Origin of the sequence: Pelomonas sp. Root1237 (genome assembly GCF_001425055.1) — a bacterium.
Taxonomy (GTDB): domain Bacteria; phylum Pseudomonadota; class Gammaproteobacteria; order Burkholderiales; family Burkholderiaceae_C; genus Pelomonas.
The window spans coordinates 183,989-203,834 of record NZ_LMDK01000017.1 but is presented as its reverse complement, the minus strand read 5'-3'; the positions used below and the strand labels follow the sequence as shown (position 1 = coordinate 203,834).

Annotated in this window: 15 protein-coding genes; 10 read left to right on the top strand and 5 right to left on the bottom strand. The window is 68.9% G+C overall.

The window, feature by feature from the left end; genetic code table 11:
• Positions 1-247: 247 nt before the first annotated feature.
• From ASC91_RS18885 to purB, 5 genes are all read left to right on the top strand, one after another.
• A complete protein-coding gene (locus ASC91_RS18885) occupies positions 248-1,435 on the top strand; it encodes a YjgN family protein (protein ID WP_056200210.1) in 1,188 nt (395 codons plus the stop codon).
• Positions 1,435-2,460, top strand: coding sequence for a M48 family metallopeptidase (locus ASC91_RS18880; RefSeq protein WP_056200208.1), 1,026 nt, complete (start codon positions 1,435-1,437; stop codon positions 2,458-2,460). Before ASC91_RS18885 ends, ASC91_RS18880 begins: the two co-directional genes overlap by 1 nt.
• A gap of 101 nt (positions 2,461-2,561) precedes the next feature.
• A complete protein-coding gene (locus ASC91_RS18875; RefSeq protein WP_056200205.1) occupies positions 2,562-3,737 on the top strand; it encodes a YjgN family protein in 1,176 nt (391 codons plus the stop codon).
• Between the two features lies 1 nt (position 3,738).
• Complete coding sequence (locus tag ASC91_RS18870; protein ID WP_056200202.1) at positions 3,739-4,782, top strand: M48 family metallopeptidase; 1,044 nt, start codon at positions 3,739-3,741, stop codon at positions 4,780-4,782.
• A gap of 33 nt (positions 4,783-4,815) precedes the next feature.
• Positions 4,816-6,192, top strand: coding sequence for an adenylosuccinate lyase (gene purB, locus ASC91_RS18865; protein ID WP_056200199.1), 1,377 nt, complete (start codon positions 4,816-4,818; stop codon positions 6,190-6,192).
• Between the two features lie 160 nt (positions 6,193-6,352).
• Here the strand turns inward: purB and ASC91_RS18860 are convergent, their stop codons facing one another.
• The gene (locus ASC91_RS18860; RefSeq protein WP_056200196.1) at positions 6,353-6,862 is read right to left on the bottom strand and encodes a GNAT family N-acetyltransferase; all 510 of its coding nucleotides are present in this window, start codon (positions 6,860-6,862) and stop codon (positions 6,353-6,355) included.
• Positions 6,863-6,935: 73 nt separating this feature from the next.
• Between ASC91_RS18860 and ASC91_RS18855 the strand changes: the two genes are divergently transcribed.
• The 4 genes from ASC91_RS18855 (at position 6,936) to ASC91_RS18840 (ending at position 14,279) form a co-directional block, all read left to right on the top strand.
• On the top strand, positions 6,936-9,161 hold the full coding sequence (locus ASC91_RS18855) for a bifunctional diguanylate cyclase/phosphodiesterase (RefSeq protein WP_056200193.1): 2,226 nt from the start codon (positions 6,936-6,938) through the stop codon (positions 9,159-9,161).
• On the top strand, positions 9,161-9,964 hold the full coding sequence (gene pyrF, locus ASC91_RS18850) for an orotidine-5'-phosphate decarboxylase (RefSeq protein WP_056200190.1): 804 nt from the start codon (positions 9,161-9,163) through the stop codon (positions 9,962-9,964). The genes ASC91_RS18855 and pyrF overlap by 1 nt, the downstream gene beginning before the upstream one ends.
• 2 nt (positions 9,965-9,966) lie before the next feature.
• Positions 9,967-13,272 carry a PAS domain S-box protein gene (locus ASC91_RS18845; RefSeq protein WP_056200186.1) on the top strand — a complete coding sequence of 1,102 codons (3,306 nt, stop codon included), beginning with the start codon at positions 9,967-9,969 and terminating at the stop codon, positions 13,270-13,272.
• 293 nt (positions 13,273-13,565) lie between these two features.
• Positions 13,566-14,279 (top strand): queuosine precursor transporter, encoded by a 714-nt coding sequence (locus ASC91_RS18840; RefSeq protein ID WP_056200182.1) that lies wholly within the window; start codon positions 13,566-13,568, stop codon positions 14,277-14,279.
• 241 nt (positions 14,280-14,520) lie between these two features.
• On the opposite strand, the gene ASC91_RS18835 is transcribed toward ASC91_RS18840, so the two are convergent.
• From ASC91_RS18835 to ASC91_RS18825, 3 genes are all read right to left on the bottom strand, one after another.
• Positions 14,521-15,222: a PEP-CTERM sorting domain-containing protein gene (locus ASC91_RS18835; protein ID WP_056200180.1), complete on the bottom strand. Its 702-nt coding sequence runs from the start codon at positions 15,220-15,222 to the stop codon at positions 14,521-14,523.
• A gap of 149 nt (positions 15,223-15,371) precedes the next feature.
• Positions 15,372-17,699 carry a xanthine dehydrogenase family protein molybdopterin-binding subunit gene (locus tag ASC91_RS18830; protein ID WP_056200177.1) on the bottom strand — a complete coding sequence of 776 codons (2,328 nt, stop codon included), beginning with the start codon at positions 17,697-17,699 and terminating at the stop codon, positions 15,372-15,374.
• 166 nt (positions 17,700-17,865) lie between these two features.
• Positions 17,866-18,336, bottom strand: coding sequence for a (2Fe-2S)-binding protein (locus ASC91_RS18825; RefSeq protein WP_056200173.1), 471 nt, complete (start codon positions 18,334-18,336; stop codon positions 17,866-17,868).
• A 72-nt stretch (positions 18,337-18,408) separates the two neighbouring features.
• Here ASC91_RS18825 and ASC91_RS18820 point away from each other — a divergent pair, with 72 nt between their 5' ends.
• Positions 18,409-19,077 (top strand): hypothetical protein, encoded by a 669-nt coding sequence (locus ASC91_RS18820; protein ID WP_056200170.1) that lies wholly within the window; start codon positions 18,409-18,411, stop codon positions 19,075-19,077.
• On the opposite strand, the gene ASC91_RS18815 is transcribed toward ASC91_RS18820, so the two are convergent.
• A complete protein-coding gene (locus ASC91_RS18815) occupies positions 19,074-19,844 on the bottom strand; it encodes a xanthine dehydrogenase family protein subunit M (protein ID WP_235532029.1) in 771 nt (256 codons plus the stop codon). The genes ASC91_RS18820 and ASC91_RS18815 overlap by 4 nt on opposite strands.
• Positions 19,845-19,846: the final 2 nt, after the last annotated feature.

Below are 19,846 nucleotides of genomic sequence, written 5' to 3'. Positions count from 1 at the left end.
CGGGACAAAGGACATCCGAGGGAGGATGAATGCTTGATTCCGACACGACCGCGACGACTCGGTCCAGGTCTTTTTCGGCTTCGTTCTCAAGCCACCCGGGCGACGAAGAGCGCATCGCCTTCTTCAGGCAGCCGTAAAAAATCACATCACGGGGCCTGACAAACCAGAGTTGCCAGGCACGCTGGCCACCGCCAAAGTCTCGGCCGGCACGCCGCGCTGAACAGCGGCCCGCTAACAGGGAGATTCCATGCAAGACCTCGACGCCGCGGCCGATGCGGCCCCCGTCGCCACGCCGCCCGCTGCGCCGCGGGTGCTCGACATCCGCTTCACCGGCTCGGGCAGCGAGTATTTCCGCATCTGGTCGGTCAACCTGCTGCTCATCCTCGTCACGCTGGGCCTGTACCTGCCCTTCGCCAAGGCCAGGCGCATCCGCTACTTCTATGCCAACACCCTGGTCGATGGCCAGGCGCTGAGCTTTCATGGCGACCCGTGGAAGATGTTCCGCGGCTTCGTGCTGCTGGTCGTGTTGATGGGTGTCTACAGCGGCGCGGGCCGGCTGTCGCAGCTGGCGGCCTTCATCGCCTTCCTGATCCTGTGCGCCGTCTGGCCGGCCCTGTGGCGGGCCTCGATGCAGTTTCGCCTGGGCAACACCAGCTGGCGCGGCCTGCGCCTGCGCTTCGAGGGGTCGCTGCAAGGGGCCTATCTGGCCTGCGCACCCAGCTATCTGCCGGCCATCGCCATGGTCGCCGGCACCGCACTGATGGCCTCCGCAGACGCAGGCACGGCCAAGGAGATGACGCCCGCGCTGTGGCTGAACGTCGTCGGCCTGCTGGGCATGATGGTCCTGATGCCTTGGTCATTGACCCTGTTCAAGCGCTACCAGCACAACGGCTACCGCATCGCCGGACAGCATGCCCGGCTCAAGCTGTCGGTGGCCAAGGTCTATCTGCTCGGGCTGAAGACCATCGGCGTCTCGTTGCTGCCCATGATCGGTTCCGGCGTGCTGATCGCGTTGTTCGTCGCGCTGGGCAGCACCATGCAGCAGAGCATGGGTCGTGTCGTCAGCATGGCCGCGCTGGGCTTTGGGGTGCTGCTCGCCTACCTGCTGTATTTCGCGGTCGTCATGCCCTACAGCGCCGCACGCATGCAGAACCTGGCCTGGAGCGGCACGCGCAGCGAAGCCTTGCGCTTTCGCAGCACGCTGAGCTTCTCGTCCCTGTTCGGCCTGACGCTGAAGAACTGGCTGCTGACCGGCCTGACCCTGGGCCTGTACCGGCCCTTCGCGGCGATCGCCACGGCGCGGCTGCGCCTGGAGGCCGTCAGCATCGGCTGCGACGAAGACCCGGCCGACTGGGTGGCCGCAGCCCATGCCGGCCACGCCGACGCGACGGGCGACATCGCCGGCGACTTCTTCGGCATCGACATGGGCCTGTGATGGATGCTTCGCCCCGCCTCGCCGCGGACTGGTTTGATGGGCGCAGCGCCCGCGCGCGGCCCATTGAGGTCTGGATGGACGGTGCGACGCTGCACTTCGGTGAGCAGAGCGCGCCGCTGTCAGGCCTGACCTGGCCCGAACGCCAGCGCCATGGCCAGCGCCAGATCCTGCTGCCTGGCGGCGGCCTGCTGAGCTTTGCCGATGCCACGGCCTTTGATGCCTGGGCGAGCGCGTCCGGTCGCAGTGACAGCGCCATCGTGCAGTGGCAGCAGAGCTGGCTGCTGGCGCTGCTGGCGCTGGTGTTGCTGGCGGCGGGCCTGGCAGCGGGTTGGCGCTGGGGACTGCCGTGGGCGGTCGACACCGCCGTCGACGCGCTGCCCCAATCCGCTGAGCGGACCCTGGGCGAGCATTTGTTGAACGGTCTGGACGGCGATTGGCTCAAGCCGAGCGCCCTCAGCGCGGCCCAGCAACAGGTCTGGCAAGACCGTTGGACCAAGGCCATCGCGCGAGCCCACGCTGACGGTGGGCCGGCGGTGCCGGAGCGCTTCGAGATCCATTTCCGCAACGGGGGCAAGGCGCTGGGACCGAATGCGTTTGCGCTGCCCGGCGGCGACATCGTCATCACCGACGAGTTGCTGGAACTGCTGGCCGACGAGCCTGACGCGGTGATGACCGTGCTGGCGCACGAGCTGGGTCACGTGCGTCACCGTCACGGCCTGCGGCTGATGCTGCGGGCGGGTGCGGTCGGCGTCGTCGCCTCGGTCATCGTGGGCGACTTCTCCACGCTGCTTGCCGCGGCGCCGGCCTTGCTGGCGAGCAACGCCTACTCGCGCGACAACGAGCGCGAGGCTGACCTCTACGGCCGCACGCTGGCCCGGGCCGGCGGCGTGGACACCTCGCGCATGGCCGTGTTTTTCGAGCGTCTGGCCAAGAAGCATGCAACGGTGGACAACAACCCGTTGGCCATCGCGATCTCGTCCCACCCCGCAGACGAGGAGCGCATCGCCTTCTTCAGTCAGCGGTGAACAATCACGTCGCGAGCGGAGCTCGTGACGCGCGCCGGCAATGCCACAGTCACGGGCAGCCCGCTGCAGCAGACGGCGGCGCCTTCACCCAGGGAGTTTCCATGCACACCGCCGCAGCCGTCCCGACGACGGCCGATCTGCCCCCGCCCAACGCCGAGCCCGCGCCGCGTGTTCTCGAGATCCGCTTCACCGGCTCCGGCAGCGAGTACTTCCGCATCTGGGCCGTCAACCTGCTGTTCATCCTGCTGAGCTGCGGGCTCTACCTGCCGTTCGCCAAGATGCGACGCATCCGCTACCTCTACGCCAACACGCTGATCGACGGCGAAGCGCTCGCCTTCCACGGCGACGCGTGGAAGATGTTCCGCGGCTTTGTGCTGATGGCCGTGCTGATGCTCGTCTACACGTTTGCTGGAGAGTTCTCGCCCATGGCGGCGCTGCTGGCCTTCGTGCTGGCGGGTGCCGCCTGGCCGGCGCTGTGGCGGGCATCGATGCAGTTCCGCCTCGGCAACACCAGCTGGCGTGGCTTGCGGATGGGCTTTGAGGGGTCGCTGGGCGCAGCCTATCTCGCCTACCTGCCGGTGTTCGTGCCTGCCGCGCTGGCGCTGGCCTGGAGCCTGAAGGGTGAGGGCCCAGGCGGCGGCGTCCTGGCCTGGCTCGGGCAGGCGTTGCAGTTGGCCGCCCTGCTGGCGGCGCCCTGGTCCACGGCGCTGATCAAGCGCTACCAGAACAGCGGCTACCGCATCGCCGGCAAGCACAGTGGCATCCGGCTGCACACGCGCTCGGTCTACTTCGTCGGCTTGAAGTCCGTCATGCTGGCGGTGCTGATGCTGGTGGTCGTCTCGATATGCACTTTCGTCCTGGGCAGCCTGCTGGGGCTGGCCACCACCGGCAAGATCGACGCCAAGGGTAGCAGCACCTATTTCGGGCTTGCCTGGGCGGGGATGCTCTACCTGTTCGTCGGCAGCGTCGTGCTGCCCTACTACGCCTCGCGCATCCAGAACCTCGTCTGGGGCAATACCCACAGCGCGTCCCTGCGCTTTCGCAGCGAACTCTCCGGCCTGAGGGGGCTGACGCTGAAGAACTGGCTGCTGATCGTCGCCACGCTGGGCCTGTACCGGCCCTTCGCCGTCATCGCCACCATGCGGCTACGGCTGGAGTCCGTGAGCATCGAGAGCAGCACGGACCCGGCCACATGGGTGGCGCCTGCCGGGACTGAGCGCACCGACGCCAGCGGCGAGGTGGCGGGAGATTTCTTCGGCATGGACGTGGGGCTCTGACATGAGCGCATCGACTTTCATCACCGGCCGTTGGTTCGACGGCCAATGCGGCATGGCCCAGCCCGTCGAGGTGAGCCTCCACAACGGCGCGCTGCGCTTCGGCGACCGCGCCACCCCGCTGGATCAGGTGCAATGGCCCGAGCGGATGCGCCATGGCCAAAGGCAGATCCTGCTGCGCGGCGCGGGTGTGATCAGCTTCCCCGATGCCGCCGCCTTCGACGCCTGGGCCGACAGCATCGGCCAACTGCCGGGCCTCGTCGCGCGCTGGCAACTCAGCTGGCATCTGGCGCTGATGTCTCTGGCCTTGCTCACGGTGCTGCTCGCTGCTGGTTGGCGCTGGGGCCTGCCCTGGGCCAGCGACCGCCTCGTCGAGCGCGTGCCCCTCAGCGCCGAGCAGCCAATCGGCGAGCAGGCCATGGCGCTGATCGACAGGCAGATGGTGCGACCCACCCAGCTCAGCGAGGCAGAGCAGCAGGCCTGGCGCCAGCGCTTCGAGCGCATGCTGACCACGGCGCGCGCTGCCGGCATGCGCGACCTGCCTGAGCACTGGCAGCTGCATTTCCGGCGCACCACCCCTGCGCTGGGACCCAATGCCTTTGCGCTGCCCGGCGAGCAAATGTGCGTGACCGACGAACTCCTCGAAATGCTGAAGGGCGAGCCCGACGCGGTGCTGACCATCCTCGCCCACGAGGCCGGCCATGTCAGGCACCGCCACGGCCTGCGCATGGGCTTGCGCGCGGGCGTCACGGCCGCCGTCACGGCGTTGTGGCTGGGCGACTATTCCAGCCTGCTCAATGGTCTGCCCATCGCGTTGCTCACCAAAGGCTACTCACGCGACTACGAGCGCGAAGCTGACGCCTTTGCCCGCGAACTGGCCAGCCGGGGCGGTGTCGACCCGGCGCGCATCGCTGTCTTCTTCGAACGCATCCGCGAAAAGTATGGCGGTGCCGAGAGCCCTTTGGCCATTGCGTTCAGCTCCCATCCTGGCGACAGTGAGCGCATCGCCTTCTTCAAGGCCGAAGGCCCCGCAGCCCCCAAAAACTAGAATCGCGGGTTTTCCACGCTCCGCCGGCCCGCCATGACAACGTCCGAATACTCCGCCATCAGCGCCCTCTCGCCGCTGGACGGCCGCTACGCCGCCAAGGTGGCCGCCCTGCGCCCGCTGCTGTCCGAGTACGGCCTGATGCACCGCCGCGTGCAGGTCGAGGTGGAGTGGTTCATCGCGCTGTCGGACGCCGGCTTCAAGGAGTTCAAGCCGCTGTCGTCATCCGCCCGCTCGCGCCTGCGCCGGCTCGTCAAGAAGTTCAGCGAGGCCGATGCGGAAGAGATCAAGGCCATCGAGCGCACGACCAACCACGACGTGAAGGCGGTCGAGTACTGGATCAAGCGCAGCTTCGAAGGCCAGCCGGAACTGCTCGCCGCGTCCGAGTTCGTGCACTTCGCCTGCACCAGCGAAGACATCAACAACACCAGCCACGCGCTGATGCTGAAGGCCGCGCGTGACGAGGTCATGCTGCCGGCGCTGGACGGCATCGTCGCCACGCTGCGCAAGATGGCCCACCAGTTCGCCGCCGTGCCGATGCTGTCCCGCACGCACGGCCAGACGGCCAGCCCGACGACGGTGGGCAAGGAGATCGCCAACGTGGTGGCGCGCCTGGTCACGGCGCGCGCCCGCATCGCCGCCGTCAAGCCGCTGGCGAAGATGAATGGCGCGGTCGGCAACTTCAACGCCCACCTGTCGGCCTGGCCCAAGCACGACTGGGAAGCCTTCTCCAAGACCGTCATCGAGAAGCAGCTCAAACTGAGCTTCAACCCGTACACGATCCAGATCGAGCCGCACGACTACATGGCGGAGCTGTTCGACGCGTTCACGCGCGCCAACACCATCCTGATCGACTGGTCGCGCGATGTCTGGGGCTACATCAGCCTGGGCTACTTCAAGCAGCGCACCAAGGCCGGCGAGATCGGCAGCTCGACGATGCCGCACAAGGTCAACCCCATCGACTTCGAGAACGCGGAAGGCAACTTCGGCCTGGCCAGCGCGGTGCTGACGCACCTGAGCCAAAAGCTGCCGGTGAGCCGCTGGCAGCGCGACCTGACCGACTCCACCGTGCTGCGCAACATGGGCGTCGGCCTGGGCTATGCGCTGCTGGGCTACGACTCGCTGGCCAAGGGCCTGGGCAAGCTGGAAGTGAACGAAGCCGCGCTCGCGGACGACCTTGACGCCGCCTGGGAAGTGCTGGCCGAACCCATCCAGACTGTCATGCGCCGCTTCGGCCTGCCCAACCCCTACGAGCAGCTCAAGGAGCTGACGCGCGGCAAGGCCATCACGCAGGAATCCATCCGCGCCTTCATCGAAGGGCTGGACCTGCCCAAGGCCGAGAAGGCCCGGTTGCTGAAGATGACGCCGGGCAGCTACACCGGCCTGGCGCAAGACCTGGCCAAGCGAATCTAATGGCTTTGCGGGACAGACCGAGCGAGCGCAAGCGAGTAGCTCTGTCCCTTTGCGGGACAGACCGAGCGAGCGCAAGCGAGTAGCTCTGTCCCCAACTGATTAGGGAAGCTTTGCGGGACAGACCGAGCGAGCGCAAGCGAGYMGCTCTGTCCCCAACTGGCTAGAGAGCCAAGCGGAACACCCTCGAGAGATCGTTGTAGCCCTCGAGCTGTTCCTGGCCCTGCTCGATGAAGCCCAGCTTGCCCAGCAGGGCCACGCTGGGCGTGTTGTCAACGGCCGTGATGGCCATCAGCACCGGCCAGCCCAGCGCCGCCTTCGCATGCGCCACGCAGGCCTGCGCCGCCTCCAGCGCGTAGCCATTGCCTTCATGCTCGGCCAGCAGCGCATAGCCGAGGTCGGGCTCGGGCAGGGCGGGGCGCTTGAACAGGCCGCACATGCCCACAAGCACGCCGTCGGTGCGCCGCTCCAGGGCCCAGAAGCCGTGGCCGAGCTCCCGGTAGGCCTTGAACAGCCGCCCCTCGGCCCAGGCCAGGGCGTCGTCGACGGTGCGCACGCCGGGGTTGTTGATGTTGCGGATCCAGCCCGGTTCGTTGACCAGGCGGAGCAGGAAGGGCGCGTCTAGCGGTGTGAATTCACGCAGCGACAGGCGTTCGGTATCCAGGATATGCATGAGGTCAGACAATAACCGGTCATGCTCCAATTCCTGCCCGCCCACCGGACCCCTGCCGCCGTATAGCCCGTTCATGAGCTTCGCGCCCGACTCCAGCGACAACCCCGCGCTCAGCCAGGCTTTGCGCGAACTGGATGTCATCCTGGCCAACGCGGGCGTCGGCGTCGTCTTCGTGAAGGCGCGCACCCTGGTGCGCTGCAACCAGCGCTACGCCGAGATCTTCGGTTTTGACAGCCCGGATGCGGCCGTTGGCACCAGCAGCCTGGAGCTGTACGAGAGCGAGCAGGACGCCCGCAGCCTGGGCGCCCGGGCCTACCCGGTGCTGGCCGCCGGCGAAACCTTCCGCGACGAGCAGTTGATGCGGCGCCAGAACGGCGAGCTGTTCTGGGCCCATCTGACGGGCCGCCTCATCCATGCCGACGACCCGGCCGACGGCTCGATCTGGATCGTCGATGACATCCACGAGCGCAAGCTGGCCGATGCCACGCTGCAGGACCTGCACGCCGAGCAGCAGCTCATCTTCGACCACGCCATGGTCGGCATCGTCTTCCTGCGCGGCCGCCGCGTGACGCGCTGCAACCGCGCCTTCGAGCAACTGTTCGGCTATGCGCCGGGCGAGCTCGACGGCCAGTTGTCGCGCGCCTGGTACCTGACCGACGAGGATTGGAAGGCCGCTGGCGACGCCTGCTACGCGCCGCTGGCGCGCGGCGACGCCTTCCACGCCGAGATGCTGCTCGCCCGCAAGGACGGCACCTCCATCTACTGCGAGGTGCGCAGCAAGGCCATTGACCGCAGCGACCTGTCGCGCGGCTCGATCTGGATCACCCAGGACATCACCGCCCGCAAGCAGGCCGAGCTGGAGCTGGTGCAGGCCAAGGCCCAGCTTGAGGCCCTGGTGGTGCAGCGCACCGAGCAGCTCAGCCAGACCGTCGCAGCCCTGGAGCTCAAGATTGCCGAGCAGCAGGCGGCGGAGGCACGCGCCGAGCGCCTGGCCCTGTTCGACGGCCTGACCGGCCTGCCCAACCGCCACCTGCTGGCCGACCGCGCCAGCCAGGCCATCGACATTGCGCGCCGCGGCGACGAGCCGCTGGCCGTGCTTTTCCTGGACCTGGACCACTTCAAGAACGTCAACGACTCCCTCGGCCACCGCGTCGGCGACAGCCTGCTGACCCAGCTCGCCTCACGGCTGCGTGGCGCGGTGCGCGAGCAGGACACCGTGGCCCGCATGGGTGGCGATGAGTTCGTGCTGGTGCTGCCGCTGACCGACATCGCTGGCGCCGCCCACCTGGCCACCAAGCTGATGGCGCTGGCCAGCGCGCCCTTTCACGTCGAGCAGCAGGAGCTGACCGTCACGCCGTCCATGGGCATCGCGATGTTCCCGACCGACGGCGACGACTTCGACACGCTGTGCAAATGCGCCGACGCGGCCATGTACCGCGCCAAGCGCGACGGCCGCAACGCCTACCGCTTCTTCACCAGCGAGATGCAGGCCCAGTCGGCCCGTGCCCTGCAGTTGGAGAACGCGCTGCGCCGCGCCCAGGAACGCAACCAGCTCAGCCTGCATTACCAGCCGCAGTTCTCGCTGGATGCCGATGGCGACAGCACCATCGTCGGCGCCGAAGCCCTGCTGCGCTGGAACCATCCCGAGCTGGGCTGGGTCTCGCCGGCCGAGTTCATCCCGGTGGCCGAGACCTCAGGCCTGATCCTGCCGATCGGCGAATGGGTGCTGCGTGAAGCGCTGTCGCAGCTGCGTCGCTGGGATGCCGCCGGCCTGCCCGGGCTGACGATGGCCGTCAACCTGTCGGCCGTGCAGTTCCGCCATGACGACCTGCCCGAGCTCGTTGGCCGCGTGCTGGACGAGGTCGGCATGCCGGCCGGGCGCCTGGAGCTGGAGCTGACGGAGGGCGCCGCCATGGACAACCCGGCCGTCGCCATCACCGTCATGAACGAACTGCATGCCCGCGGCGTGCATCTGTCCATCGACGACTTCGGCACCGGCTACTCATCGCTGAGCTATCTGAAGAAGTTCCGCGTCAGCAAGCTCAAGATCGACCAGTCCTTCGTGCGCGACCTGACCGACGACGCCGAAGACCGCGCCATCGTCGACGCCGTCATCCGCATGGCCGGCGCCCTGGGCCTGCAGACCCTGGCCGAGGGGGTCGAGACCGAGGGCCAGCTCGCCTTCCTGCGCCGCCAGGGCTGCCATGCCGTGCAGGGCTATCTGTTCAGCCGGCCGCTGCCGGCCGAGGCCTTTGCAGAATTCGTCCTTGCCCGAACCCTTCCCATTTCCGCCTACTGATGACCTTCGTCGCCCAGCTCCAAGCCCTGACTCCCCAATCGCGCCTTTGCGTCGGCCTCGATCCCGAGCCGTCCAAGCTGCCGGGCGCCTGGGCCGGCGACGCGTCGAAGTTCTATGACTTCTGCGCGGCAATCGTCGACGCGACCAAGGATCTCGTCTGTGCCTTCAAGCCGCAGATCGCCTACTTCGCCGCCCACGGCGCCGAAGGGCAGCTCGAGCGCCTCATCTCGCACATCCACGAGGTCGCGCCCGGCGTGCCCGTCATCCTCGACGCCAAGCGAGGCGACATCGGCTCCACCGCCGAGCAATACGCCCGCGAGGCCTTCGTGCGCTACCAGGCCGACGCCGTCACGCTGTCGCCCTTCATGGGCTTCGATTCCGTCGAACCCTACCTCGCCTATGAAGGCAAGGGCGCCATCCTGCTGTGCCGCACCTCCAACAAGGGTGGCGACGACTGGCAGATGCAGCGCCTGGCCGACGTGCCCGGCCAACCGCGCCTGTTCGAGCATCTGGCCCATCTGGCCGAGACGCAGTGGAACCGCAATGGCCAGCTCGGCCTTGTCGTGGGCGCCACCTACCCTGGCGAGATCGCCCGTGTGCGCGAGCTCGCGCCGACCCTGCCGCTGCTGGTGCCGGGCGTTGGCGCACAGGGTGGCGATGCGGCGGCCGTCGTGCAGGCCGCGGGCCGCAGTGCGCCGCTGGTCGTGAACTCCTCGCGCGCCATCCTCTACGCCAGCAGCGGTGCCGATTTCGCCGAGCGCGCCCGCGCCGTGGCCGAAGCCACCAGACTGTCGCTCGTCTGAACATGGTGCGAACCGGCGAAGAACTCAGCAGCCTCGTCGGGCACGCCGAACCGCCCGAGCAGCAGCGGGAACGATTGCAAACCAGCATGCGCTGGCAGGCCTCGCTGGTCTTCCTGATGGCTTGCGGCCCGGTCTTCGTGCCGGTGGCCGCGCTGCTGTGGCTCACGCGCCAGCGCGGTGAATGGCTGGACGGCTGGCCGCCGGTGGCGCTGGCGCTGCTGATTTCGGTGCTGGCCCTGCTGCGCCTGGTCGTGCTCTCGCGCGCGCCGCGCCGCAAGGAACAGCCTCTCATCACGCTGGGCATGATGGCGCTGGTACTGGCCCTGCCGGTGGCCGCTGCCGTGTCGCGCGACCTGGGCCTGTGGTCGCTGTGCCTGCCGCTGATGAGTCTGGTCGTCGCCTTCGCCACGGGATTGCTGGGCCTGTTTGCCGGCGCCGTGCTGACGTTGCTGGGCGCCGTCGCGCTGGCGGGCCTTGGCGCCGGCGAGGCACTGGGCTGGGTCACGCATCCCATGGGGGCGTCCAGCCTCGTGCTGCGTGTCATCGTGCAGTTCGGCCTGCTGGGCTCGGGCCTGGTGGCCGGCCTGGGCCTGTTGAGGATGGTCAAGCGCTCGCTGGCCGAGGCCGACGAGCGCACGGCGCGTTTCCGCGGCCTGCTGGGCATGGCCGTGGACTGGTACTGGGAGATGGACCGTGAGTTCCGCTTCACCCATGTCGCCGAGGAAAGGCCCGGCACCTCGGGCCTGGACCTCAATTCCCGCCTGGGCAAGACCCCGTGGGAAATCGACGGCATGGGCCTGTCCGATGACGAGCTCGACGCTCACCGCGCCGATCTCGAATCGCACCGACCCTTCCATGGCATGGTGGCGCGACGCGTCGGCATGGACGGCAGCGCGCGCTGGGTCTCCATCAGTGGCGAGCCGCGCTTTGACGCGCAGGGCAATTTCCGCGGCTATTGGGGCGTGGGCCGTGACGTGACGGGCGAAGTGGCCGCCGAGCAGACCGTGCAGGCGACCGAGACGCGCTACCGCGAGTTGTTTCGCCGCTCGCCCAGCCCGCTGGTGCTGCACCGCTGGGGCCGCGTCGTCGACGCCAATCCGGCGGCCATGGCGATGTTCGGCTACGCACAGCGCTCCAGCATGATCGGGCAGGACCTGTTCAGCCATTACGAGCCTGGTGACGACGAGACCGCCCGCCAGCAGGCCGCACGGCTGGAGGGCATGGCCCCGGGCGCGATGCAGCCCATGGCCGAGTACCGGCTGCGCACGCTGTCGCGGCGGCGCCGCCTGGTGCAGGCCACCAGCGTGCGTGTCGAGACCGCCTCGGGCCCGGCCACGCTGACCTTCTTCACCGACCAGACCGAGCAGAGCCGCGCCCAGGACGCGCTGCGCCGCTCGGAGGGCCTGCTGTCGCACCTGGTGGCCACCAGCCCCGACGTCATCACGCTGACCGAGGCCGAGAGCGGCCGCTATGCGATGGTCAACAAGGCCTTCGAAAGCCTGACTGGCTGGAGCAATTCCGAGGTGCTGGGCCGCACGGCCGAGGACATCGGCATCTGGCACAACGCCGCCGACCGCACCGCCATCCGCGAGGCCATCCACCGCGACGGCCTCGCCAACAACGTGCCCATCAGCTTCCGCCGCAAGGACGGCAGCGCCGTCTCCATGCTGGTGTCGGTCGCGCCTTTCGAGATGGACGGGCAGAACTACCTCGTGCTGTATGCGCGCGACGTGAGCGAGAGCGAGCGCACCCGCCTCGTGCATGGCGCCATCCTGGAGAACGCGTCCATCGGCATTGCCCTCACGCGCGACCAGCAGTTCGTGCTGGCCAACCCGCGCGTGGAGGCCATGTTCGGCTGGGAGCGCGGCGCGTTGATCGGCCAGCATGGCAGCGTCGTCTGGCCCGGCGTCGAGGAGTGGCAGGCCGTGGGCCGCGACCTCGGGCCGCAGCTCGCGGGCGGCCAGCAGGTCGAGGCCGAGCGCATCATGCGCCGCCGCGACGGCTCCACCTTCCTGGCCCGCCTGCTCGCCCAGGCCGTCGACCCGGCCCACCCGAGCCGCGGCGGCACGATCTGGATCATCGAGGACGTCACCGAGCGCCGCCGCGTCGAGCAGCAGCTCGCCCACGCCAAGGACGAGGCCCAGGCCGCCAGCCGCGCCAAGAGCGCCTTCCTGGCCAACACCAGCCATGAGATCCGCACGCCGCTCAACGGCCTGCTCGGCCTGGGCCGCCTGGCCCAGCAGCCCGACCTCTCCGACCAGCAGCGGCGCGACTATCTCAACCAGATGATGGACAGCGCCGAAAGCCTGTCCGGGCTGATCTCCGACATCCTGGACCTGTCCAAGATCGAGGCCGGGCGGCTGACGCTGGAGAGCCAGCCGTTCTCGCTGCGCGAGCTGCTCGCCTCCATCCGCCTGGCCTACCTCACGCTGGCCCAGGCGCGCGGCCTGACCTTCGCCGTCGAGATCGACCCGGCCCTGCCGAGCTGGGTCTTCGGCGACCCGCTGCGCACGCGCCAGATCCTGTCCAACTACCTGACCAATGCGCTGAAGTTCACCGAGACCGGCGGCGTCACGGTCAGCGTCAAGGCCCTGCCCGCCAACGCGCGCGGCAGCGCCGGCGAGTGGGTGCACATCGAGGTGCGCGACACCGGCCCCGGCATCGCGACCGAACAGCAGGGCCGGCTCTTCCAGCCTTTCACCCAGGCCGACGAGTCGACGACGCGACGCTTCGGTGGCACGGGCCTGGGCCTGTCCATCTGCCGCGAACTCGCCATGCTGATGGGCGGCGAAGTCGGCGTCAACAGCGCCCCGGGCGAGGGCTCGGCCTTCTGGGCCGAACTGCCCCTGCCCGCCGCGCCGGCGCCCATGGCCCACCAGCCGCGCGAGACGCGTGCCCAGAGCGCGACCCATGAGGCCCTGCATGGCCGGCGCGTGCTGATCGCCGAGGACCACCCGGTCAACATGCTGATCGCCGTGGCTCAGCTGGAGCAATGGGGCATGGAGGTCGCCCAGGCCAGCGACGGCCGCCAGGCCATCGAGGCCGTGCTGGCCGCGGCCAGCGTCGGCAAGCCCTTCGACATTGTGCTGATGGACGTGCAGATGCCCGTCATGGGCGGGCACGATGCCACGCGCGAACTGCGCAAGCATTTCTCGGCTGCCGAGCTGCCGATCGTCGCGCTGACGGCGGCGGCCCTGATCTCGGAGCGCGACGATGCCTTCGCCGCCGGCATGAACGACTTCCTGACCAAGCCGATCGACACGCCCAAGCTGCATCAGACCTTGCTGCGTCTCACGAGGGCCTGCTAACGCTATGGCAAGGGGTCGCGTTGTGACCAGCGAAGCCACGGGCAAGGCGCAAACCGCAGCCGGGCCGGGTGCCCGGCGAGGATTTGCAACGCCGCGCGCGGCTTTGCTGGCCACAACCCAAAGGGAAGGCCATCCGCCAGGGGCCACTCCGCGTTGCACCGCTGGCCCGCATATCAATGCGGGCGGCGCGCTGCGCCTTGATTGGCCCCTGGCGGATGGCCTTCGCCACCCCTTGCCATAGCGTTAACAGGCCCTATCGCACTGACAATGCCGGCTCCAACAGGAGGAGCCCCATGACCCCATCAGCGCCCCGCAGCTTCAAGTACTACGACTTGATCATGGCGGCCTTCGTCTGCGTGCTGCTGTGCTCCAACCTGATCGGTGCGGCCAAGGCGGCCCAGCTGACCTTGCCGGTCATCGGCACGGTCACCTTCGGCGCCGACCTGTTCTTCTTCCCGATCAGCTACATCTTTGGCGACATCCTGACCGAGGTCTACGGCTACGGCCGCGACCGCCGCGTCGTCTGGGCCGGCTTTGGCGCCCTGGTGTTCTCGGCCTTCATGGCCTTTGTCGTCGTCAACCTGCCGCCGGCGCAGAACGACTTCATGGCGGCCTACCAGCCGCACCTGGACGCCGTGTTCGGCAACACCTGGCGCATCGTCGCGGGTTCGATGATCGCCTTTGCCTGCGGCAGCTTTGCCAACAGCTTCGTGCTGGCCAAGATGAAGATCGCGACGCAGGGCCGCATGCTGTGGGCACGCATCGTCGGCTCCACGGTGGTGGGCCAACTGGTCGACACGGGTGTCTTCTTCCTGATCGCCTTCTACGGCATCTGGCCCAACGACCAGCTCTTCGCCGTCATCGTCACGCAGTACCTGTTCAAGACCATCTGGGAGGCCGTCATGTACCCGCTGACTGCCAAGGTCGTCGCCTTCCTGAAGCGCGCCGAAGGTGAAGACCATTACGACCGCGGCACCAACTTCAACCCGTTCTCGATAAAAGTGTGAGCCCCTCGCCCGGTCCCCCTGGAGGACGGCGATGCTTGCCGGATCGACCGGCAAGCACATCGTCAGACGGGCCGGCTTGGTGAACTGGAGCCGGACACAAGCAGTCCCTGCGGACTGCTTGTGCCTACGGAAGGCCATTGGCCTCTGGCCAATGGCAGGCCCGGCGCTTGGTCCGGAATACCGCGGGCCCAAAGCAAAACGGCGGCCCGCGGGCCGCCGTTTTTCATGGAGGACTGTGGGTTCAGCTGCGGCGACGGCGCGCGCCGACCGCGACGACCAGTGCCAGGCTGGTCAGCGCCAGGCCCGTGGGCTCGGGCAGGCCGAAGACCTCGACCGCCGTACCCTGCACGCCAACCGTGAAGCCATTCCAGTACTCGTTGGTCAGGCTGTTCCAGGTGACGGTGTCGAAGCTGCCCTTGAAGCGGATGGCGCCGTGGGGCTCGCCGCTGCCGATAAGCTGGTACTCGAACACGCCGCCGCCGTGGTCGATGACGTTCTTGGTGACATTGCCGCAACCCCAGTAGCCGCAGCCGACGCTGAGGATGTCGAAGTCCTGGTCGAAGCCGTAGCCGTTGCCGTTCAGGCTGATGAAGGCAAACACCGGATTGGCGATGGCCTGGGAGAAGTGCAGCGTCTGTGAGCCGGCAGCCGCCAGTGCGATCTGGTCAGAGCCGGTAGGCCGGTTGTCGACGGCGCTGCTGGTGTAGGACGTGCCGTAGGCCCAATAGTCGAAGCCGCTGCCGGTGTCGTAGAAACCGACGCCCTGGCGGTTGGTATAGGTCACGTTGACCGTGGCGGTGGTCGTCGTGATGACGCCATAGCCCTCGAAGCCGGCGGCGTTGGGATTGCTGCTTTGCCAGTCGGTCCAGTAGACGGGTGCGGCCTGGGCAAACGCGGTGCCCGCGAGGAGGGCGGTGGCAAGCAGATGCTGAAGAGTTCTCATGGCGCCGCCCTCGAAAGAAGAAATGATCTACGGCACGCAAACTTCGCGCCATTGCCCATTCTTCCTGGGCGGTAAGCGGCCGCTTCGTGCGACGGAGAGCACGACTGTCAGCTGCATCGACACCCCGTGAACGAGGGGGGCGGCTGCCCTCAGGCCCGCAGCGGCAGGCTGCGCCGGCGCTCGCCCGTCAGCGCGAACCAGGCATTGGCCAGGGCTGGCGCAACCGGCGGCAAGCCAGGCTCGCCGACGCCGCTGGGCAGGCCGTCACTGGGCATCAGATGGGTCTCGATGACAGGGCATTGGGCCAGCGTCATCAGCGGGTGGTCGGGGAAGCTCTTCTGCTGCACCTCGCCGCCCACGATGTCGATGCGTCCCCACAGCGCGGCTGTAAGCCCGAAGACGATGCAGCTCTCCATCTGGCGCACGACGATGCTGGGGTTGACGACAGTGCCGCAGTCGATGGCGCAGACGACCCGCTTCACGCTGGGCCCCTGGTTCCGCGTCACTTCCACGACCTGGGCCACGACGCTGCCAAAGCTCTCGTGCACGGCCACACCACGCGCCACGCCCGTTGGCAGTGGCTGCCCCCAGCCGGCCGCCTCGGCCGCGCGCTTCAGCACGGCCTGGTGGCGCGGCAGGCCCTCCAGCAGCGCCAGGCGAAAGGCCACCGGATCGGCCTTGGCGGCGTGGGCCATCTCGTCGATGAAGCTTTCCTTGAAGAAGGCGTGGTGGGAATGACCCACGGCGCGCCACATGCCGACCGGCACGCCGCTGTGCGTGGCCTGGTGGGCGACGCGCGTGTTGGCGATGGCATAGGCCAGGTCGAAGAATCCTTCGGAGGCCGTCTTGTCGGGCGCGTCGCCGCGCTTGAAGAGGGCGGCCGGCGCGCGGCCATCGGGGAAGGCGTTGCGGTTCAGCACGTCCAGCGTCGGCGCCAGCCCGGGCATGACGCGCTCGGCCCAGCGCGGCAGCAGGGCGTCCGCGGCATTGGTGATGGCCAGCGCCACAGGGCGGCCTTGGGCGTCCAGCCCGCCCTGCAGCACGGCCACCTCGGCGGGGCGATAGAAGTCGTGCGTCATGTCCTCCTCGCGCGACCAGACCAACTGCACCGGCAGCCCGCCCATCTCCAGCGCGACGCGCACGGCCTGGGCTATGAAGTCCACCTCCAGCCGCCGGCCGAAACCGCCGCCGAGATAGGTCACGTGCACCGTCACCGCTTCCGGCGTCACGCCGGCCACGCGCGCGGCGATGTCGCGCGCAAAGCCCGGCACCTGGGTCGGCGCCCAGACGCTGACGTGGCCGTCCAGCACTTGGACCGTGCAATTCATCGGCTCCATGGTGGCGTGAGCGAGATGAGGCGCGCTGTAGATAGCCTCCAGTTTCGTCGCGGCCCCGGCCAACGCGGCTTTCACATCACCCTGCTTCAGGAAGGCGAAGCCATCGCCGGCTTCGTGGGCGCGGCGCGCCTCACTCTCCAGCGACGCGAGGATGGCCCTGGAATCCAGCCTGCCGTTCGGCGGCGGCTGCCATTGCACGTCCAGCGCCTTGGCGGCCTCCAAGGCATGCCAAGTGGTGCGGGCGACGACGGCATAGGCCGCCGTGGAGCCCGCGATGGGGCCGAGGGCCACGACGCGCAGCACGCCGGGCCGCGCGCGCACCGCGTCGACGTTGGCCGGCCCCAGGCCGCCGCCCAGCATGGGGCAGTGGCGAATGGTGGCGAAGACCTGACCATGCTCGCGCACGTCCAGGCCGAAGCGCGCACTGCCGTCCACCTTGGCGGCCAGGTCCAGGCGCGGCAGGGCCTGGCCGATCTGCGTCCACTGGCTGCGCGGCTTCAGCGCCACGTCGCCAGGCGGTGTCAGCGCCGCCTGGGTGGCGAGCTCGCCATAGTGGCTGAGCGCGCCGCTTGCATGGTGGATGACGCCGGCCTTGACCGACAGCTCGGCCACCGGCAGCTTGTGCTTCAGCGCCGCGGCGCCCAGCAACTGGGCGCGCGCCGTGGCGGCCGCCAGGCGCAGTGCATCCCAGGCGTCGGCGACGGTCGAGGAGCCACCTGTCAGGTTCAGCCCGAGCTCGCGAGCGACCTTGGCCGTGACCCAGGACGAGAACCTGAAGGCGCGGCGCTCGTGGTCGCGTGGACCGAAAGGGATATTGCCCAGGGAGGTGGCGATATTGCCGTAGATGGCGTCATGGCCGGCTGGCGTCAGGCGCACCGTGTGCAGCGGCACGTCGAGCTCTTCGGCCACCAGCTGCGCCAGTGCGGTATGCACGCCCTGGCCCATCTCGCTGCGGTTCATGGCCAGCAGCACAGTGCCATCGGCGGCGATCTTGATCCAGCCATTCAGCCCGACCTCGCCGTTGACCGGCGGCAGCGTGTGGGCGTTGCCCAGGCGTGAGCGTGGCGGCATGAAGCCCCAGCCGACGATCAGCGCCCCCAACGCGCCAGCCCCGGTCAAGAGCAGCGTCCGTCGCTTCATGTCGGCCCCTCGCCCGATGGGTACATCGGTCGGCCTTGCAGGCCGCGCTGCGGTCGGTGCCGCAGCTCTTCGGCAGGCATCGCCAGCCCACCGGGCTGGCGAAGTCGGGCCTCAGCCCCCGAGGGGATGCGGGCCGGCTCGGGAGCGGCCCTGCGCTCGGCCCGCCTCATGGCTTGGCCTTCATCTGTCTGGCCGCTTGCTTGATCGCGGCGCGCACGCGCGGGTAGGTGCCGCAGCGGCAGAGGTTGGTCATCGCCGCGTCGATGTCGGCGTCGCTGGGGGCCTGGTTCTTGGCCAGCAGCGCCGCGGCGGCCATCAGCATGCCGCTCTGGCAGTAGCCGCATTGCGGCACCTGCTCGGCCAGCCAGGCGAGCTGCAATGCATGGGGATGGTCTTTGCCTGCGAGGCCTTCGATGGTCGTGATGGACTTGCCCGCCACAGCGCCCACCGGCGTCACGCAGGAACGCGTTGCTGCGCCGTCGACATGCACCGTGCAGGCGCCGCAGGCGGCGATGCCGCAGCCGAACTTGGTGCCGGTCAGGTTCAGGCCGTCGCGTAGCGCCCACAGCAGCGGCATCGCCGGGTCGCTGGCGATGCCTGGCAGCGTCATGGCCTGGCCGTTTACTTTCAGTTCCATCAAGGCGGGCCCGGGTGGGGCGAAACATCAAAACAGCAGCGCAGGATAGCGGGCAGGACCGAAAATGGCGTCATGAGCCTCCCTCAAGATGCAACAGCGCCCGGCCTGCTGTTCGCCCTGCTCCCTGACAGCGGCATCGCCCCCGATGGCCCCGACACCCTCGCACCGCTGGCCGCGGCCCTGCATGCCCAATATCCCAACGCGCTGACGCTCAATCTGCACCCGCCCCTGCGCGACGCCGAGGGCCGCTGCCGCTGGTGGCTGGACGCTGCGCCCGGCGCCGAGGGCGTCAGCGCCGCGCTGCCCCATCTGATCGAGCGCCTGCGCCTGGAGGCCCGCAAACTGGATCTTCCCTGGCAGCGCGTTGCGCTGGCCGGTGTTGGCGACGGCGCTTTGCTGGCGCTGGAGGCCGTGCAGGCCGAACCCGAACTCGTCGGCCGCGTGCTGGCCTTTGCCGGCGGCTACCTGGCCCGGCCGGAGCATGCGCCGCAGGACGTCTGCGTGCACCTGCTGCATGGGCTGGCGGACCAGCGCTTCCCCTACCGCCACCTGGTGGACGCAGCCCAGTCCCTGGTCGACCTCGGTGCCGATGTGACGGCCGATCTGCTGCCCCATCTCGACCATGGCCTGCACCCGGCCCTGATCGACAAGGCCATGGAGCAGTTGCGCACCTTCATTCCCTCGCGGCTGTGGCGCGAGGCGGTGGTGGCGGCGCAGGAGAGCGAAAAGACCGCGAGCTAAGCCGCTGCGATGGCCCGCGCGGCCAGCTCCGGGATCAGCGCCGCACGATAGGCCGCCGTGCCGTGCAGATCGCTGTTCAGCCCATCGGCGCTGACCTTGACCGCACGTGCCGCGGCCGCGCTCCAGTCGCGGCCGAGCGCCGTCTCCAGCTCGCTGCAGCGGAACACACCCGGCCCAGCGCCGGTGACCGCCACGCGCACGCCGCCGTCCAGGCGCGCCACGAACACGCCCACCAGCGAGAAGCGCGAGGCCGGCTGCTTGAACTTCTGCCAGGCGGCCGCCTTCGGGATGGGGAAGCTGACCGCGGTGATCAGCTCGCCGTCCTGCAGCGCCGTCGTGAACAGGCCCTGGAAGAAGTCGTCGGCGGCGATCTGGCGGCTGCTGGTGTGGATGGTGGCGCCCAAGCCCAGTACGGCGGCCGGGTAGCAGGCGGCGGGGTCGTTGTTGGCCAGGCTGCCGCCCAGCGTGCCGACGTTGCGCACCTGGCGGTCGCCGATGCGGCCGGCCAGGTCGGCCAGCGCGGGGATGGCGCGCTGCACGTCGCTTGAGGCGGCGACCGTCGCGTGCGTCGTCGCGGCGCCGATGCGCACGGTCTTGGCATCGACCGTGATGCCCTGCAACTCGGGCAGGCGGCGCACGTCGACCAGGCCTGCGGGCGCGGCCAGGCCGAGCTTGATGGCGCCGAGCAGGGACTGGCCACCGGCCAGGAATTTGTCTTCCGCGCCCAGGCGGGCGGCGGCGACGGAGGATGCGGCTTGGTAGTTCATCG

Coding starts and splice junctions, on each gene's coding strand:
- ASC91_RS18885 (WP_056200210.1), top strand. CDS start 248: ATGCAAGACCTCGACGCCGCGGCCGATGCGGCCCCCGTCGCCACGCCG.
- ASC91_RS18880 (WP_056200208.1), top strand. CDS start 1,435: ATGGATGCTTCGCCCCGCCTCGCCGCGGACTGGTTTGATGGGCGCAGC.
- ASC91_RS18875 (WP_056200205.1), top strand. CDS start 2,562: ATGCACACCGCCGCAGCCGTCCCGACGACGGCCGATCTGCCCCCGCCC.
- ASC91_RS18870 (WP_056200202.1), top strand. CDS start 3,739: ATGAGCGCATCGACTTTCATCACCGGCCGTTGGTTCGACGGCCAATGC.
- purB (WP_056200199.1), top strand. CDS start 4,816: ATGACAACGTCCGAATACTCCGCCATCAGCGCCCTCTCGCCGCTGGAC.
- ASC91_RS18860 (WP_056200196.1), bottom strand. CDS start 6,862: ATGCATATCCTGGATACCGAACGCCTGTCGCTGCGTGAATTCACACCG.
- ASC91_RS18855 (WP_056200193.1), top strand. CDS start 6,936: ATGAGCTTCGCGCCCGACTCCAGCGACAACCCCGCGCTCAGCCAGGCT.
- pyrF (WP_056200190.1), top strand. CDS start 9,161: ATGACCTTCGTCGCCCAGCTCCAAGCCCTGACTCCCCAATCGCGCCTT.
- ASC91_RS18845 (WP_056200186.1), top strand. CDS start 9,967: ATGGTGCGAACCGGCGAAGAACTCAGCAGCCTCGTCGGGCACGCCGAA.
- ASC91_RS18840 (WP_056200182.1), top strand. CDS start 13,566: ATGACCCCATCAGCGCCCCGCAGCTTCAAGTACTACGACTTGATCATG.
- ASC91_RS18835 (WP_056200180.1), bottom strand. CDS start 15,222: ATGAGAACTCTTCAGCATCTGCTTGCCACCGCCCTCCTCGCGGGCACC.
- ASC91_RS18830 (WP_056200177.1), bottom strand. CDS start 17,699: ATGAAGCGACGGACGCTGCTCTTGACCGGGGCTGGCGCGTTGGGGGCG.
- ASC91_RS18825 (WP_056200173.1), bottom strand. CDS start 18,336: ATGGAACTGAAAGTAAACGGCCAGGCCATGACGCTGCCAGGCATCGCC.
- ASC91_RS18820 (WP_056200170.1), top strand. CDS start 18,409: ATGAGCCTCCCTCAAGATGCAACAGCGCCCGGCCTGCTGTTCGCCCTG.
- ASC91_RS18815 (WP_235532029.1), bottom strand. CDS start 19,844: ATGAACTACCAAGCCGCATCCTCCGTCGCCGCCGCCCGCCTGGGCGCG.